Annotated in this window: 12 protein-coding genes; 7 read left to right on the top strand and 5 right to left on the bottom strand. The window is 55.2% G+C overall.

Going from position 1 to position 15,238, the window contains the following annotated elements; translation table 11 throughout:
* Nucleotides 1-141: 141 nt before the first annotated feature.
* The 3 genes from JO972_RS09560 (at nucleotide 142) to JO972_RS09550 (ending at nucleotide 3,832) form a co-directional block, all read left to right on the top strand.
* Nucleotides 142-1,557: an MBL fold metallo-hydrolase gene (locus JO972_RS09560; RefSeq protein ID WP_309489813.1), complete on the top strand. Its 1,416-nt coding sequence runs from the start codon at nucleotides 142-144 to the stop codon at nucleotides 1,555-1,557.
* Nucleotides 1,558-1,962: 405 nt separating this feature from the next.
* Entirely contained in the window at nucleotides 1,963-2,811 is an 849-nt protein-coding gene (locus tag JO972_RS09555; RefSeq protein WP_309489812.1) for a hypothetical protein, read from the top strand.
* Complete coding sequence (locus tag JO972_RS09550; RefSeq protein ID WP_309489811.1) at nucleotides 2,798-3,832, top strand: carbohydrate kinase family protein; 1,035 nt, start codon at nucleotides 2,798-2,800, stop codon at nucleotides 3,830-3,832. Before JO972_RS09555 ends, JO972_RS09550 begins: the two co-directional genes overlap by 14 nt.
* Nucleotides 3,833-3,880: 48 nt before the next feature.
* Here JO972_RS09550 and JO972_RS09545 read toward each other — a convergent pair whose 3' ends face one another.
* On the bottom strand, nucleotides 3,881-5,668 hold the full coding sequence (locus JO972_RS09545; protein ID WP_309489810.1) for an arylsulfatase: 1,788 nt from the start codon (nucleotides 5,666-5,668) through the stop codon (nucleotides 3,881-3,883).
* Between the two features lie 194 nt (nucleotides 5,669-5,862).
* Here JO972_RS09545 and JO972_RS09540 point away from each other — a divergent pair, with 194 nt between their 5' ends.
* On the top strand, nucleotides 5,863-6,486 hold the full coding sequence (locus tag JO972_RS09540; RefSeq protein ID WP_309489809.1) for a L,D-transpeptidase: 624 nt from the start codon (nucleotides 5,863-5,865) through the stop codon (nucleotides 6,484-6,486).
* A 72-nt stretch (nucleotides 6,487-6,558) separates the two neighbouring features.
* Here the strand turns inward: JO972_RS09540 and JO972_RS09535 are convergent, their stop codons facing one another.
* The 4 genes from JO972_RS09535 to JO972_RS09520 all read right to left on the bottom strand — a co-directional run bounded on the left by JO972_RS09535 (nucleotide 6,559) and on the right by JO972_RS09520 (nucleotide 10,275).
* Nucleotides 6,559-8,205 carry an ABC1 kinase family protein gene (locus tag JO972_RS09535; RefSeq protein ID WP_309489808.1) on the bottom strand — a complete coding sequence of 549 codons (1,647 nt, stop codon included), beginning with the start codon at nucleotides 8,203-8,205 and terminating at the stop codon, nucleotides 6,559-6,561.
* Nucleotides 8,206-8,230: 25 nt separating this feature from the next.
* Nucleotides 8,231-9,760 (bottom strand): cardiolipin synthase, encoded by a 1,530-nt coding sequence (gene cls, locus JO972_RS09530; RefSeq protein WP_309489807.1) that lies wholly within the window; start codon nucleotides 9,758-9,760, stop codon nucleotides 8,231-8,233.
* An 80-nt stretch (nucleotides 9,761-9,840) separates the two neighbouring features.
* Entirely contained in the window at nucleotides 9,841-10,008 is a 168-nt protein-coding gene (locus JO972_RS09525; RefSeq protein ID WP_309489806.1) for a YqaE/Pmp3 family membrane protein, read from the bottom strand.
* 18 nt (nucleotides 10,009-10,026) lie between these two features.
* Nucleotides 10,027-10,275 (bottom strand): hypothetical protein, encoded by a 249-nt coding sequence (locus tag JO972_RS09520; protein WP_309489805.1) that lies wholly within the window; start codon nucleotides 10,273-10,275, stop codon nucleotides 10,027-10,029.
* Nucleotides 10,276-10,559: 284 nt separating this feature from the next.
* Here JO972_RS09520 and JO972_RS09515 point away from each other — a divergent pair, with 284 nt between their 5' ends.
* Genes JO972_RS09515 through JO972_RS09505 form a run of 3 tightly spaced genes read left to right on the top strand, consistent with a single transcriptional unit; the run spans nucleotide 10,560 to nucleotide 15,215 of the window.
* Nucleotides 10,560-12,254 carry a potassium channel family protein gene (locus JO972_RS09515; protein WP_309489804.1) on the top strand — a complete coding sequence of 565 codons (1,695 nt, stop codon included), beginning with the start codon at nucleotides 10,560-10,562 and terminating at the stop codon, nucleotides 12,252-12,254.
* Nucleotides 12,255-12,294: 40 nt separating this feature from the next.
* The gene (locus JO972_RS09510; protein WP_309489803.1) at nucleotides 12,295-13,683 is read left to right on the top strand and encodes a sulfatase; all 1,389 of its coding nucleotides are present in this window, start codon (nucleotides 12,295-12,297) and stop codon (nucleotides 13,681-13,683) included.
* Between the two features lie 23 nt (nucleotides 13,684-13,706).
* Nucleotides 13,707-15,215 carry a sulfatase family protein gene (locus JO972_RS09505; RefSeq protein ID WP_309489802.1) on the top strand — a complete coding sequence of 503 codons (1,509 nt, stop codon included), beginning with the start codon at nucleotides 13,707-13,709 and terminating at the stop codon, nucleotides 15,213-15,215.
* Nucleotides 15,216-15,238 lie beyond the last annotated feature (23 nt).

Raw genomic sequence — 15,238 nt, 5'->3', positions numbered from 1 at the left:
CTCGCATTTTGCAACGCTTGCAACGACCTCATCGCGCTGGAAACCTTATATTATAGGGATCGAGGACTGGCACAGCCACTGCACTATGGCTTTCAAGCACCGTTCGCAACAGCAGCGACCACAATCCCACTAAAAAAAACCATGGCTACCCTATTCGAAACCATCCGCACCGAAGGCATCGCAGAACTTTCTTACCTCTTGGGAGATGATGGCAAAGGCATCGCCGCCGTGATTGATCCCACTCCCGATGTGGAAAAATACATCGCACTCGTGCGTGAGAAAAACCTGGTGATCACCCACATTTTTGAAACCCACATCCATGCCGACCTGGTGAGTGGCGCCCGTGAACTGGCGGTGCGCACCGGCACGGCGAAAATCTACCTGAGCGTCGAAAAAGATGCCGAATACGGCTTCGACCACGAACCGATCCGCGACGGCGACACCTTCTCCTTCGGCGATACCCAGGTCACCGTCCGACACACCCCCGGCCACACACCGGAACACGTCAGCTATGAGATGGCGAGTAGCGATCATCCTGACCTCCCTTGGGGTGTGCTTTCGGGCGACTCGTTATTTGTCGGCTCCGCGGGTCGGCCCGACCTGCTTGGTGAAGATGAAACCGACGAGCTGACCCAGGACCTTTTCCACACACTCACCGATTACTACAAGAAGCTTCCGGACGGAACCATTGTCTACCCCGCTCACGGTCACGGCTCGCCCTGCGGTGCCGACATCGGCGATCGCATACGCAGCACCGTGGGATATGAAAAAGAGACCAATCCGTTTCTGCAATACGACGATTTCGAAGAATTCAAAGACTTCGTCCTCAGCGGCACGCCACCCACGCCGACTTACTACCCGCGGATGAAAAGGATCAATGCCGAAGGGCCTGAAGTGCTCGGAGCCCTGCCCAAAGTCAAAGCCCTGACCCCAGCAGAGTTCGAAAAGGTCAAGGACGGCAAGGTTCAGCTGATCGACACCCGCGACATGCTGGCCTTCGGCGACGGCTCTATCGAAGGATCTCTCAACATCGGATCCTCACCGATGATGTCTGTCTGGGCTGGCTGGTTGCTCGACCCCGACACCCCCATCCTACTCGTGCCGGAATCAGACGGCGAGGTGGAGACCCTGGTGAAGCGCTTCCTCCGGACCGGCTACAAAGAATTTGCCGGCTATCTGGCAGGTGGCATAAGCGCCTGGATTCAAGCGGGTAAAAAAATCCAACAGCGCGGCTCGACCAGCGTGCACGAGCTGCAAAGCCTGATCGAAAAGCTGCCCGATGAAATTCAAATCGTCGATGTGCGAACCCCATCCGAGTGGGAAGCTGGTCACATCCCTGAGGCCGTGCACCTTTTCCTTCCCGAGATCGAGGAGAAAGCGGATCAGCTCGATCGCAGCAAACCGACTTTCACCTACTGTGCCAGCGGCTACCGTGCCAGCATCGCCGCCAGTCTTCTCCTGAAACTTGGCTTTGAAAACGTGCACAATGTGCCAGGCAGTTGGAAAGCCTGGAAAGCATCCGACCTCGAAGTCAGCGAAAATGGAAGTGCGACTTAGTGTCAACACACTAACATCCACCTGATATTGAGAGGAACATAGCCCCCACAATCTGAGGCCTCGGAAACATCATGCCTCAGAGGAATAAGATTCATCCTCAGAGGTAAAAATCATAGGCTGTGATATTCACCTCAGAGGCACTCATGATCCCGATGAGACAGGGTTCTTTTTAACGCCATTCATCCCTCCAGCAGGTCGATTTTGCGGTTTTCCCATGAGGGAAATACATCGTTTCTATGCCTCGCAAGGCGTTTTCCAAGGCAGTTGATCTTTGACCTATTTGACACATTCACGGGAGACCCGTTGGCATGGCATCTGCTTGGTCGTTGGAGAAAAATCGGGCCTTTCACCTATTTGTTCGCGAAGACCGATTTCTGCCATTTCCACCCATACACACACAGCACCATGTTTATACTCAATGATAATTTTGCCGCGGCCACGGCATCCAGTAGCCCGCCTTCTTCGGTGAGGCGATTCTACCGTGCGCGCAATATTTTGCCAACGGAGGTTCTCGACTGGAACTCGATGCCGGACATCCCAGCCGACGCACCTTACTGGGACGACATGGTGGCCAACAGTGCTCGCGCCGGGCTCAGCGCCGCCCGCCAGAGCCTGAAACCCGCCTGCTTTGTCTGGGGCGTGATGGCATTGATCGCTGTGCTCTATTACGCGGTTCCAGCCACTCAAAGTTTCTTCACCGCACTCGATGCCCTGCAGACACGCATGGGTCTGCTCTTTCCCTTCCTCGGCATGGGACTCGCCGTGGGACTTCTAGCCGAGGTGGTCAAGGTCCTGATGTCCAAGGAAAAACGATGGACCAAGGCCAACAGCGGCAACGCCCTGTTCAATCTCATGATGTTCGGAGTGCTCGGAGTGATCCAAAGCTTCTTTTACACCCTGCAAGGCAATCTCTTTGGCACCGGTAGCTCCTGGCAGGTGCTGGTCCCCAAGGTGCTGGTCGATCAGTTTGTCTGGACCGTGTTCTTCGCCAACCCATACCAAACAATTCTCTACCTCTGGAAAAACAAAGGTTTCTCCTTCGATCAAGTGAAGGTTCAGATGTCACCGTTCAGACAATTTTGGGGAACTCAGATTCTCCCTGTGCTGATCACCAACTGGGCATTCTGGATTCCCATGGTCTCCATCATCTACTGCTTCCCGGCTGAACTTCAGCTGCCACTCGCCATTCTCGCAGTCACCATCTGGGTGCTGCTCCTGTCTATCCTTACCGCTACCGAAGATGAAGAAGTCTGATCCCGCCTACCCACCGCTGCTTGCGGTTGGAACCTTTGTTGTCGATTACCAAAAAGTCGTCGACCACTATCCTGATGAACGCTCCGCCACCCGCGTCAGTCGCGAGATGGTCAGCAATGGCGGTGCTCCGCTCAACACCCTGATCAACCTGGCCAAGCTGCGGGTGCCCTTCCCGTTATTCGCCGCGGCGAAGGTGGGCAAGGATCTGGACGGCAAGTTCATTGTCGACTGCTGCACCGAGCATAAAATCGACACCTCCCAGCTGCAGCCCGTGGAAGGTGAAAGCACCGGTTACACCGATGTTTACACCGTGGAAAAAACCGGCAAGCACACCTGCTTTCACTTCTGCGGCATTGGAGAGACCTTCTCCCGCGCCGATGTAAAACTGCGTGCCGTGAAGCCGAAGATTCTCCTACTCGGCTCCCTTGGCGCACTTGGGAAAATGGATAATCACAACCCTGAATACGGTCGCTCCGGTGCCGCCCAGCTGCTGCGCGATGCTAAAAAACAAGGGATCACCACCGTGGTGGAAATCGCTCCCGTCGATCAACAAGCGAAACTCGACGACTTCACCGAAGCGCTGTCCCAAGCGGACTACCTGATCATCAACGACCGGGTGGCTGAGAGTATTTTGAATCAGGAACTGTATTCGGAAAACCAATTCGACGCCGACCTCGCCAAGGACGCCTGTGAGCAATTGCTGAAAACGGGCCTGCACAAAGCTGTTATCCTGCAGTGCGGCACTGCGGCGGTCTACTTGGACACCGAGGGGAATTTCTACCATCAAACTGGATACTTCCTCCCCTGGTCTCAACGCGTGGGATCGGCCGGGGTCGATCACGCTTTTGTCGCCGGCTTCCTCGAAGGACTGTATCTCGACAAAGCGGTGGAAACCTCACTGCAACAAGGTCTAGCGGTATCCACCACCTGTCGCAGAGACCTCACTCCGTCTGGCGGTCTAGCCCCCTTGGACGAGTGCATGGCATTCTGCGAGCAGCTCGATATCAAGGCGGCAAGTTAGCATTGAAGGCAGTAGTGATCACTGCTTGGCCGGAGGGATCGCCGAGCGCTATTCCAGGCGGGTCACTACCGTGTAGTAAGCACCGAGTTCGCCGGCATCGATGGTGAAATAGGGAGCCAGTTTGTAAGAGCCGGCTTTGAGCTCAGTCTCGAAGCTGACTTCCTCGACATCACCTTCTACCGCCTTGGTTTCCAGATCCTTACCGTCGATGCGCAGCGTGGCAGCCGTGGCTCCGATCGCTTTTCCTTGCTCTTCGCGGAAGGCACGGGAAGCACCCGGAACGGCCTTGCCAGCAGGCAGGGCGGCATTGATTGCGGCGCCCGACTCAGCGGGCCAACGGCGCAGGGAAATGCGGTATTTGCCATCTTCCACCACCTTGACGGCCCAGTGTCCCACGTGCTTCAGTTTGCCTTCCTTCGGCGGCTTCTGCCACTTGTTAGATCGGACTGATCCCTGATGCCAAGGAGGGTAGACTTTTTGAATCCAATCGTGTGCGGTGAGTGTCACCTTCGGGTGATCCGGATGACCGAGGTAGATCTCGGTGGTTTGGGAAAAGGTCGGTTTTAGCTCGGCCCACCACGCATCGTAGAAATCGCGCATGTCCTTGACCACCTCGGGGTGATCCTTGGCGATGTTCTTTTTCTGTCCCGGATCGGCATCGATATCGTAGAGTTCCTTGCCATTGATGAGGCGGTATTTTTCCGACATCACCGAGGAACCACGCCATTTGATCGGGTCGCGCACCCGCTGTGAATCGCTGATGACATAGCGGGCCGGCCAGGCGAAGTCTTTGCTCTTGGGGTCGAGCAGCTTGACGATGGAAAGCCCGTCGAACTTCACCTTTTCCGGCTTTTTCGAATCGGTCATTTCCAGCAAGGTGGGAACGATGTCCACCATGTGCGTGAGGGTATCCACCTCGCGCTCTTGGTCGAGCCCCCCCGCTGGCCAGTGGATGAAAAATGGCACCCGGTGGCCGCCATCGTAGGGGCTTCCTTTTTTGCCTTTCATCCCGGCATTGAAAACCTTGGCCCCGTAGGCCGTGCCGTTATCGGTGGTGAAAATAAAGATGGTGTTCTTTTCAATCCCCAATGACTTCAGCAGCTCGCGTGTCTTGGCCACGTTGTCATCGACGTTGGTGATCATGCCGTAGAAGGCGGCGATACCGTCTTTCTGGTCGGAATACATGTCCAAGTATTCCTGCGGACAGTGCAGCGGCCCATGCGGTGCGTTAGTGGAGATATATGCGAAGAATGGTTTCTTTTCCTCCGCGCACTGACGAATAAAGGAGTTCGCCCGCGCGAAAAACACATCGGTGCAGAAGCCCTTGGCGGGGACAATCTCGCCATTGTGGAAATACGAGCCGTCGAAGTAGGCATTGTTCCAGACATCAGGAGTCTGCCCCACGCCGCCGCCACCGTGACGAAACACCTCGGTGAAGCCGCGGTCTTCCGGGCGGTATGGGTAGTTATCGCCCAAGTGCCATTTGCCAAACATGCCAGTCTGGTAGCCGTTGTCCTTGAACATCTGGCCGAGAGTGACTTCGTTCTCACGCAGCATCGACCGCCCCATAATGGTATGCCAGACCCCGGTGCGATTGGTCCAATGGCCGGTCAGCAGGGAACAACGCGTTGGTGAACAGGTGGGGCCCACATGGTAGTCGCTCAGCCCGGTGGACTCCTTCGCCAGCTTATCGATGTTAGGCGTTTTGACCACGGGGTTTCCGGTGTATCCGAGATCGCCGTAGCCTTGATCATCGGTGATCACCATGACCACATTGGGAGCTGCCGCACGGAGCAGGCCGGTGGCGACGAAAAGAAGTGAGAGCGTTTTGATCATGATAGGAGTTGGTAAGTTAAGTCATGGCCCAAAAAGAGCATTTCTTAGACTTAGCATCGGTCGTATCACCGAGTAAATCCCCAAATCCGCTGATCAGGTCATGCCAGCTGGCGAGGGGCTCTTCCGTCAGCAGACAACGGTTGCGTTGATCGGAAAATTATGGAAACTCATGTCTGACCCACATCGTCCATCTCATGAAATATCTATCCAACATCCTCGCATCCGCCGCGCTCGCCATCGGAGCTTCTCTTTTCAGCTCCTGCAACACACCCACCAGCGGATCTCCCGGCAGTGCTTTCACCTTCGATCCTCCCGTCACCCAGCCGACCAATCGCTCCGCTGTGAAAGTGGCGATCAGCACCTCGGCGCAGAAGCTATACATCGTCGAGGGCGACAAGGTCCTTCTGGCCAGCCCAGTGGCTGTGGGCAAGTCCGCGACTCCTACCCCCAAGGGCACTCACCGGATCACAGCAAAAACCAAATATCGCCGACGTCAGGGACAGCCTGGACGTGGCTACCCGATGACCTATTGGATGTCCTTCTACAGCCCGGCCTACGGCATGCACTGGGGCTTCGTGAAGCCTTACCCCTGCACCGCTGGCTGTGTGCGTATGCCATTGAACACCGCACGCAAAGCTTTCGATCTGGTCAAGGTCGGCACCCGCGTCAACGTCGCGACCACCCAGCCCTGGGATAGCACCGTGGGAGCCAAGCTGCCACGACTCGACGACTCCCCTCTGCCGAACCCACCGTCATCTTACATGCTGAGCAACAAGGTGTTCGAAGACTCCGAGCAGGGTAAAATGTGGAACTTCTAAGTCCCCACTAGCACATTTCCAATCAAGGCGGGCTGCTTGGCCCGCCTTTTTTGCGCCCTAGCGGAACTACTTCTATTTTCGTTCAGTTAGAAAAATATTCACCACCAGAACCGTGCCTCCAATCGCCGCTGTGAGGAAGAGTAGGATCGCTAGCCCCGGATAACCTAACAGGGTGAAACTGGTCTCGATATTCATCAACATTGCAGCACCTATAATCATGGCGGCGATGATCAACCCGGTGGTGATCCGGTTGGCCACCTGATAGAGGCCTTTGAGCAGTAAGGGCTCATCAATGGCATCGATCTTAAGCTCCATCTGATTAGTGGAAATGCGCTCGATCAGAGTGTTAAGTCGTTCCGGCGTCTTACTCACCAGCTCCTTGATTTCGATTATGAAAGGCACCAAGCTACCCGCCGTCAGTTCTTCACGCATGCGCTTGCGGGCAATGGTGGTGGTGTAGTCACGGATGGTATCGTTGGGTGTAAAATGCCGATCCAGAATATTCCCCACGCCATCCAAGTTGAGCAACATTTTCCCTAACATGAACATCACGTCGGGAATACGCAGACCGTTTTTGCCACAGGCTTGGGTGATCTCCATGACCAGCTGGCCGACGTAGATATCACCCACGTCCAGCCCCTGGTAGTTTTCCACGATCTCAGTGATCGCCTCGCGGCAGCCTTGCAGATCAAAGTGCTCACGCGGGGTGCCAATTTTCATCGTGATGCTGGCGGCATCCGAGCTTCGGCCTTCGGAAATAGCGGCCAAGAGCTGTAGCAGCTGATCTTTGATCCTATCTGGAACCGCACCAGTCATGCCGAGATCGATGAGCGCGATCTTGCCCTCCTTGGTCAGCAGAAGGTTCCCCGGGTGCGGGTCGGCGTGGAAGAAGCCATCTAACAAAATTTGCTGAAGATATGCGGAAAACAACTCCTCTGCTAGAGCTTTTCCATCCAGGTCGATAAGGGCAATTTTTGGTATGTCCGTGATCTTGGTGCCATCGATGTAGTCCATCACCAACACCTTGCCGGTGCAAAAATCCGGATGAGGTTTCGGCACCGTCAGCTGCTCGAATTTCTTCAGATTGTTGCGCAGTCGCTCGAGATTCGCCGCTTCCTGCTGATAATTCAGCTCGGCGAGAATCGATTTACGGAATTGCTCCACCATCCGGGTCGGTTCGGTTTGCTTGCCGACCTCAGTGTGTTTTTCCAGAAACTCGGCGATGCTGGCGATGACCTCGGTTTCGCGCATGATTTGCTCCCGAATGTTCGGTCGCTGCACCTTCACGGCCACGCGGGTGTCCGAGCTCCGGAGCGTGGCGAGGTGTACCTGACCGAGCGAGGCGGTGGCCACCGGCGTTTCATCAAATTCATCGAACAACTTGGAGATGCGAACGCCGACTTCTGTCTCGATAGTCTCCTTTACCGTCTCGAAGGCAAACGGCTCGACATCGTCCTGCAATTTCTCCAAGGCCGACAACCAGCTTGGCGGCAGCAGGTCCCCACGGTTGGAGAGAATCTGTCCAAGCTTGATGAAGGTGGGCCCGAGCGACTCGAGGTCCTTGGCAAACTCGACGGCATCCTCACTCGGCTCCACCTGCTCGTCCAGCTGGAACTCGGAGGCAAAATGTTGGTGATCGAGTTCGTCACTACGACCGTATTTTAAAACGAGCCGAGCGACATCTTTGTAAGTAGCGAGTTTTTTCATTTCTAGTGTCATAGTTTTGTAGGGTTGTGGGTCAGCATTATTGGATAGGCGCGAGCAGTCTCGAGACACGCACGGAGAATCGGTAAAAAAGGTTTCTATCTAGCAGTTGTCCCTCGGGAGCGAGCTGGCTGTTCGCCATGTCTTCGGTGAGCATGGCTTCGGTCTTGCGGGCGAAGTCTTTGGAGAAAAATCCGACCATGACTTCGAAGTTCAGTCGGAACGATCGGTTGTCCAGATTGGCACTGCCGTAGGCGCAGAAGTGATCGTCCACCAGCATCACCTTCTGGTGCAAGAAGCCCTCCTGATAGCGGTAGATTTCAATGCCAAGTTGATGCAGCTCGGCGAAGTATGACTGCATGGATAAATTGACCAGGGTGCTGTCGCTGTTCTCCGGAATGATCAGCTTCACCTCGACTCCGCGGAGCGCAGCCAACTGCAGGGCGTGAATGAAGGATTCATCAGGCACAAAGTAGGGCGTCGATAACCAAATCCGCTTCTCGGCGGCATTGATGGCCGCTTGATAGAACAGATTGCAAGTTTGCACATCATCCGATGGCCCCGAGGGCACGCAGATGGCACTTACTCCCTGGGGATCAATCTTCGGGGATGTCTCATTGACGATGGCCTTGTCGACCGGATTCCAGTCCAAGGTTTCCAGCCATTCCCCCGTCGCCCAGTGCCAGTCTTCGACGAAAGGAATCTGAAGGTAGGTGACCACCGGGCCACTCACTTTGACATGACTATCACGCCAAGGCGTCAGCTCTGGGTGTAATCCGAGATATTCATCGCCAACATTCAAACCTCCCACAAATCCCACGGCGCCATCGACAATGACAATTTTCCGATGATTGCGGAAGTTCAGCTGCAGGCCATTTGCCGGGCCGACCAGATCAAGAAAGGACGACACCCGAACGCCGGCCGACCGGAGGGGGGCGAGATAATCTTCGCCGATATCGATGCAGCCGTAATCATCATAAAGCAGATAGACGGCGACGCCTTGGCGGGCTTTTTCAATCAGGAGATCCCTGAAACGCTGACCGGTATCGTCATCACGAATGATGTAAAATTGCACCAGCGCATAGCTCTCTGCTTCGAGGATCGATTCGAAAATACTATCGTAAGTATTGCGGCCATCCACCAGCAGCTCGACCTTGTTAGAATGAGTGATGGGTAAAAGCGACAAGCTCCGCAGTGAGTTCGCCAGCGGGCTCTGGTCCTGCAACTCCACGGCCGAGACGCCTTCTTCACGCATCAATCGCTGCGCCAGAGGCCTCAATTTCTCACGATGACTGCGACGTTCCTCGATGTAATTATCAAAATCATTGGATCCGAACACCCAATAAGCAGGCACGGCCACCACCGGTAGGGTGTTCAATGAAACCACCCAGGCAATGGCGCCTTGGGAGGTGCGGGTGTTCATCACCGCATCAAACGAGCTCACCACACCGAGGATGTGCATGGTGATCAGTAAGTAGCGTTTGAGTTTTACACGATGCCGCTTTCTGAACTCAAGCATGCCCTTGAGTCCATTCTTCAGCTTTTCGTATCGGTCTGAGAGTTGCATCATGAAAAATGGGGAAGGCGACTGATCTCAGTCAACCTTCCCCATGGGGTTAGAGTGCTGTTTGCAATGCTCTGAGCTGGGTGTTAGGCGGTTTTGTTTTTCAGAATCAACCACAGGGCGTGGATCATACCAGGAACACCACCGAGCATGGTTAGAAGGATATTGAGCCAGAAATGTGGCCCCAGTCCCACTTGGAGGAATGCCGCTACGGGCGGCAGGAAGATGGCGAGAATGATTTTGATAATCTGCATATTCTTGCTGGCTCCTGGTTATTCATTTTCGTCCGGCTTCTCGTCGGGCATGGTCACATCCACGTCCGGGACGGTGACTTCGACTTTCTTCTTGTTCACATCGACTTCAGGAGCATCCACGTCGTATTTAGGAAGGTTACCTTTTTCAGTATCCACATCCACCTCGACGTCGGGCAGTTTACCTTCCTCTGTCTTTTCAACCTTGCAGCTGCAGAGAAAAGCACCGGAGGCGATGATGGCGGGCAGTAATGTGAGTGTATTTTTCATAACAATCTATCAGTTGCAGACTGCGTGCCATGGCGGTGCTTTGCATCATAAGTTACACCCTTACCCCTTCATTTAACTGAAGTTGCAGACTAACAACTTAATCATTCCAGCATCATCGAACACCTTCCATAGCGCAAAAAACCGTGCAAAATGCAATTCCTCCCGTGGCATCCGTGCAATGTGCCGTTGATCAACGAAGTGCAGTTCGCCACATGTTTGCCAACGCAACGAAAGACGTATTCATTTGGCATCATGCACGATGGACCTTAGACTAAGCTTTCCCTATGAAAGCCCTCACCACCGTTCTTACGGCCTTTTTAGAAAACCAAACCAGCCGCAGGAACTTAATGGCTCTGTTCCGATTGCTGTTTGTCCTCTTGGTCATCGTGACCATTTTCAGCGTGCTCTTCCACGAGATCATGGAACTGGAAGGCCAGCACCACAGCTGGGTCACCGGTTTTTATTGGACACTCACCGTGATGTCGACACTCGGCTTTGGAGATATCACATTCCAGTCCGACCTTGGTCGCGGGTTTTCTATCGTGGTGCTGGTCACCGGTGTGGTCTACCTACTGGTGCTGCTCCCCTTCACCTTCATCGAGTTCTTTTACGCCCCATGGATGAAGGCTCAGGAGGCGACCCATGCGCCCCGCGAGTTACCTGCTTCCATGAAACGGCATGTGATCCTCACCCTGCATGGCCCAATCACCAAACTGCTGGTGAAGATGTTGAAAAAACAACAACACCCCTACGCCATTCTAGTCCCCACCTTGGCCGAGGCTCTGGATTTACATGCCAAAAATGTGCCGGTAGTGCTCGGAGATTACAGCGATCCTGATACCTACCGGAAACTACGGGTCGATCAAGCGGCCATGGTGGTCACCACGCGCTCGGACATCATCAACACCAACGTCACCTTCTCCGTCCGTGAGATTTCGGAAAACGTGCCCGTCATCGCATCGGCTCGCTCGAATGCCGCCCGAGATGCCCTTGAGCTATCTGGCGTCACACACATCTTGAATCTTGAAAAAATGATGGGCCAGGCTCTGTCACGCCGAGTGATCGGGGGCGATTCCAAAGCTCACGTGATCGGGATGATGGACGAGCTGGTGATCGCCGAGTCCGCCGCCTCCGGCACCGACCTGGTGGGCAAAACCATTGCCGAAAGCGAACTCAAACCACTCACCGGTGTGACTCTGGTGGGGCTTTGGGACCATGGCAAGCTAGAGCCGGTGGCCCCGGACACACCGATCCGTGAATCGTCTATTTTCATCCTCGGAGGCACTCGCGAGCAGATCGAACAATACAACCACCACATTGGCCAACAGAGCAGTAAGAAAAGCAACGTGGTCATCATCGGCGGAGGCCGAGTAGGCCGCGCCACCGCCCGTGCCCTGAATGAACAGGAAGTAGAGTGGAAGATGATCGAAAAAATCGCCGACCGCGTGCAGTTCCCTGACCGCACAGTGATCGGTGACGGCTCGGAGTTCGATCTGTTAGTCCTAGCAGGTCTACACGAAGCATCCTCAGTGATCATCACCACCCATGACGACGACACCAATCTGTTTCTTACCATTTTCTACCGTCGTCTGCGTAAGAACCTACAGATCATCAGTCGCTGCACTCAGGAAGAGAACGTGCCGCGCTTGCATCGCGCCGGAGCAGATGTGGTTCTCTCGTATGCCACGATGAGTGCAAATACCATCTTGAATCACCTGCGAGGAAGTGAAAATCTGCTTCTCGCCGAGGGTGTTAGCATCTTTACCACCAAGACACCCCAATGTCTGGACGGTGTGACCTTGGCCGAATCTCAAGTGCGCTCGCGCACCGGCTGCTCGATCATCGCCTGCGAGCTGGACGGCAAGCGCAGAGTCAACCCTGATCCAGACACAGTGCTCAGCGCGGGCCTGCCTCTGATCATGATTGGCTCGTTAGAGGCCGAGGATAAATTCTTCGAAATCTACGCGCATAAAAAATAACCAACGCTCATTACCAAAACCACCCCCTCAATATCCACCCATGAAACGCCCTGCCATCATCGCCCTCGCAGCACTGGCCTGCCTCGCCGGCCCCCTCCAGTCCGAAACCAAGAAACCAAACGTCCTGTTCATTGCGGTGGACGACCTCAACGACTGGGCTGGCTACCGCGGGCACAGCGAGGTGCTGACACCTAACATGGATCGCCTGGCCAAGCGCGGCACCTGGTTTTCCCGGGCCTACTGCCAATACCCGGTCTGCGGACCATCGCGTGCCAGTGTGATGACGAGTTTGTATTTCCACCAACTGGAGTCGCCCAAGCTCCAAGTCAAAGACAACTACGTGAAGGAGAAGGTGGAGTCGATGGGTTCCGCCATGCTGCACGATTATCTTAAAGAACACGGCGGCTACAAAACTATGGCCGTGGGAAAAATCCTCCACCGTCACCTGCCGCTCCAAGGCCTCAACATGTCTGGCGGCCGCGGCAGCTGGGACCATAACAAGGACGAGAACGGCAAGGACATCGAATCGAATTGGAACAGCAAAAAGACCCTCACCGATTGGGCCGCCTACAATGGCAAGGAAAGCGACATGAGCGATAGCAAAGCCGCCGCCTGGGCCGTGGAACGCTTGAGCAAGAAACACAGCAAGCCGTTCATGCTCATGGTCGGCTTCCTGCGCCCGCACACCCCATGGCACGTGCCCCAAAAGTATTTCGACATGTATTACCCGGAGAAGATCTCCCTGCCCGCCTACCGCAAAGACGACCTCGATGACGTGCCAGCCGCCGGCCGCGCCACCATCAACGATGGCTACCCGCGCACCGAGTGGGCGAAGGAGGAAAACCAGTGGCGCAAGATCATCCAAAGCTATTACGCCAGCATCACCTTCGCGGACTCGAAAGTCGGCGAGGTGTTAGACGCCTTGGAAGCCAGCCCCTACGCCGACAACACCATCGTGATTCTCTGGTCCGACCACGGCTATCACATGGGCGAGAAGAACACTTTCCAGAAACACACCCTCTGGGAGCGCTCCGCCTCCGCGCCCCTGATCATCAGCCTCCCCAAAAGCATGCAGGGCGAGAAATACCGAGGCCGCACCGACCGCGTGGTCAGCCTGCTCGATATCTACCCGACCCTAGTCGACCTCTGCGGTCTACCCGCCAACGACAAGGTCGTAGGTCGGAGCCTAAAACCCCTGCTAATCAATCGAGAGGCCGAATGGGGTCACCCGGCACTCACCTATCGGAAAGACGGCAGCGTCGGCGTCCGCGACGAACGTTACCGATACATTGAATACAGCGATGGCTCCACCGAACTTTACGATCATAAAAACGACCCGAACGAATGGAAAAACCTCGCCGAGAACCCTGAATACTCCGCGGTAATGAAATCCATGCGTCAGAAGCTCATGAAATACCAAGTGAAATAACCTCCTCCCCCTACCCCCAACCGATGAAAAAACTCCGCCTCACTCTCTGCGCCCTGGTGCTGGGCATCTTGCCTGCCCACTCGGCGGCACGACCCAACATTCTGTTTATCTTCTCTGACGACCACGCCTGGCAGGCCGTCAGTGCCTATAACAAAGGCCTGATTGAAACACCGAACATCGACCGCATCGGCGAAGAGGGTATCCGCTTTGATCGCTGCTTGGTCGCCAACCCACTTTGCGGACCCAGCCGTGCCACCGTCCTCACCGGCACCCACAGTCACATCAATGGCTTCTGGAGCAACACCCGCTGCACCTTCGATGGTAGCCAACCCACTTTCCCCAAGATGCTGCACCAGTCCGGCTATGAGACTGCGATCATCGGCAAGTGGCATCTGGGCAGTGAACCCACCGGCTTTGACACCTGGGAAATCCTCCCCGGTCAAGGCGACTACTACAATCCCACCATGATCCTCAACGGTCAGGAAACCCGACTCGAGGGATACGTCACCGATATCATCACCGATCGCTCGCTGGCCTGGCTGAAGCAGCGGGATCCCTCCAAACCCTTCCTGCTGATGTGCCACCAAAAGGCACCTCACCGCAATTGGCAACCGAACACCAGCAAGCTGAATTTTGACAAGGGCAAAGAATACCCGGAACCCTCGAACCTCTTTGACGATTACGCCAACCGTGGGCCCGGCGCGGCCGAGCAGAACATGACCATCGAGGAAACCATGCACCGCAACGACGTCAAACTAACCACTCCGGCGCGACTCAACCAAAAACAACGCGCGGCATGGGATGCCTATTACCAACCGCGCAACGAAGCCTTCGCCAAAGCAAATCTCAGCGGCAAGGACTTGGTCCGCTGGAAATACCAACGTTATATGCACGACTACCTCGCTTGCGTCTCCTCTGTGGACGACGGAGTAGGAAGACTGCTAGACTACCTGAAAGAGGCCGGACTCGAAGAGAACACCATCGTCATCTACGCCTCCGATCAAGGTTTCTTCCTCGGCGAACACGGCTGGTTTGACAAACGCTGGATCTACGAAGAATCGGCACGCACCCCCTTCCTCATGCGCTGGCCGGCGAAAATAAAACCCGGCACGGTGAGCAAGGCACTGGTCTCCAACTTGGACTTCGCGCAGACTATTCTCTCCGCGGCCAGCCTGCCCCACGTAAGTCGTATGCAGGGGCGCAGCCTGCTCCCTTTGTTCGATGGCAGCACGCCCGAGCACTGGCGCAAAAGCTTCTATTTCCATTACTACGACCAGCCGTCGCTGCACAAAGTCCCCCGCCACTACGGCATCATCACCGATCGCTACAAACTCTTCCACAGCTACAAACCCAAGGACTACTGGGAAATGTATGATCTCAAAAAGGATCCCAAGGAAATGAACAGCGTCTACAACGATCCGGAGTATGCTCCAGTGCGCAAAGAGCTCGAACAAGAACTCGCCAAACGCCGCAAGGAACTGCAAGTGCCGAACAAAGACCCGCGCCCTAACAAGGTGAAGAAGAAAAAGTAAGTCTCGCAAACATCCTTGGGACA

The sequence above is a fragment of the Oceaniferula flava genome, assembly GCF_016811075.1.
Classification (GTDB): domain Bacteria; phylum Verrucomicrobiota; class Verrucomicrobiia; order Verrucomicrobiales; family Akkermansiaceae; genus Oceaniferula; species Oceaniferula flava.
Note: the sequence above shows the minus strand (reverse complement) of the source record. Positions and strands in the feature narration are given on the sequence as shown.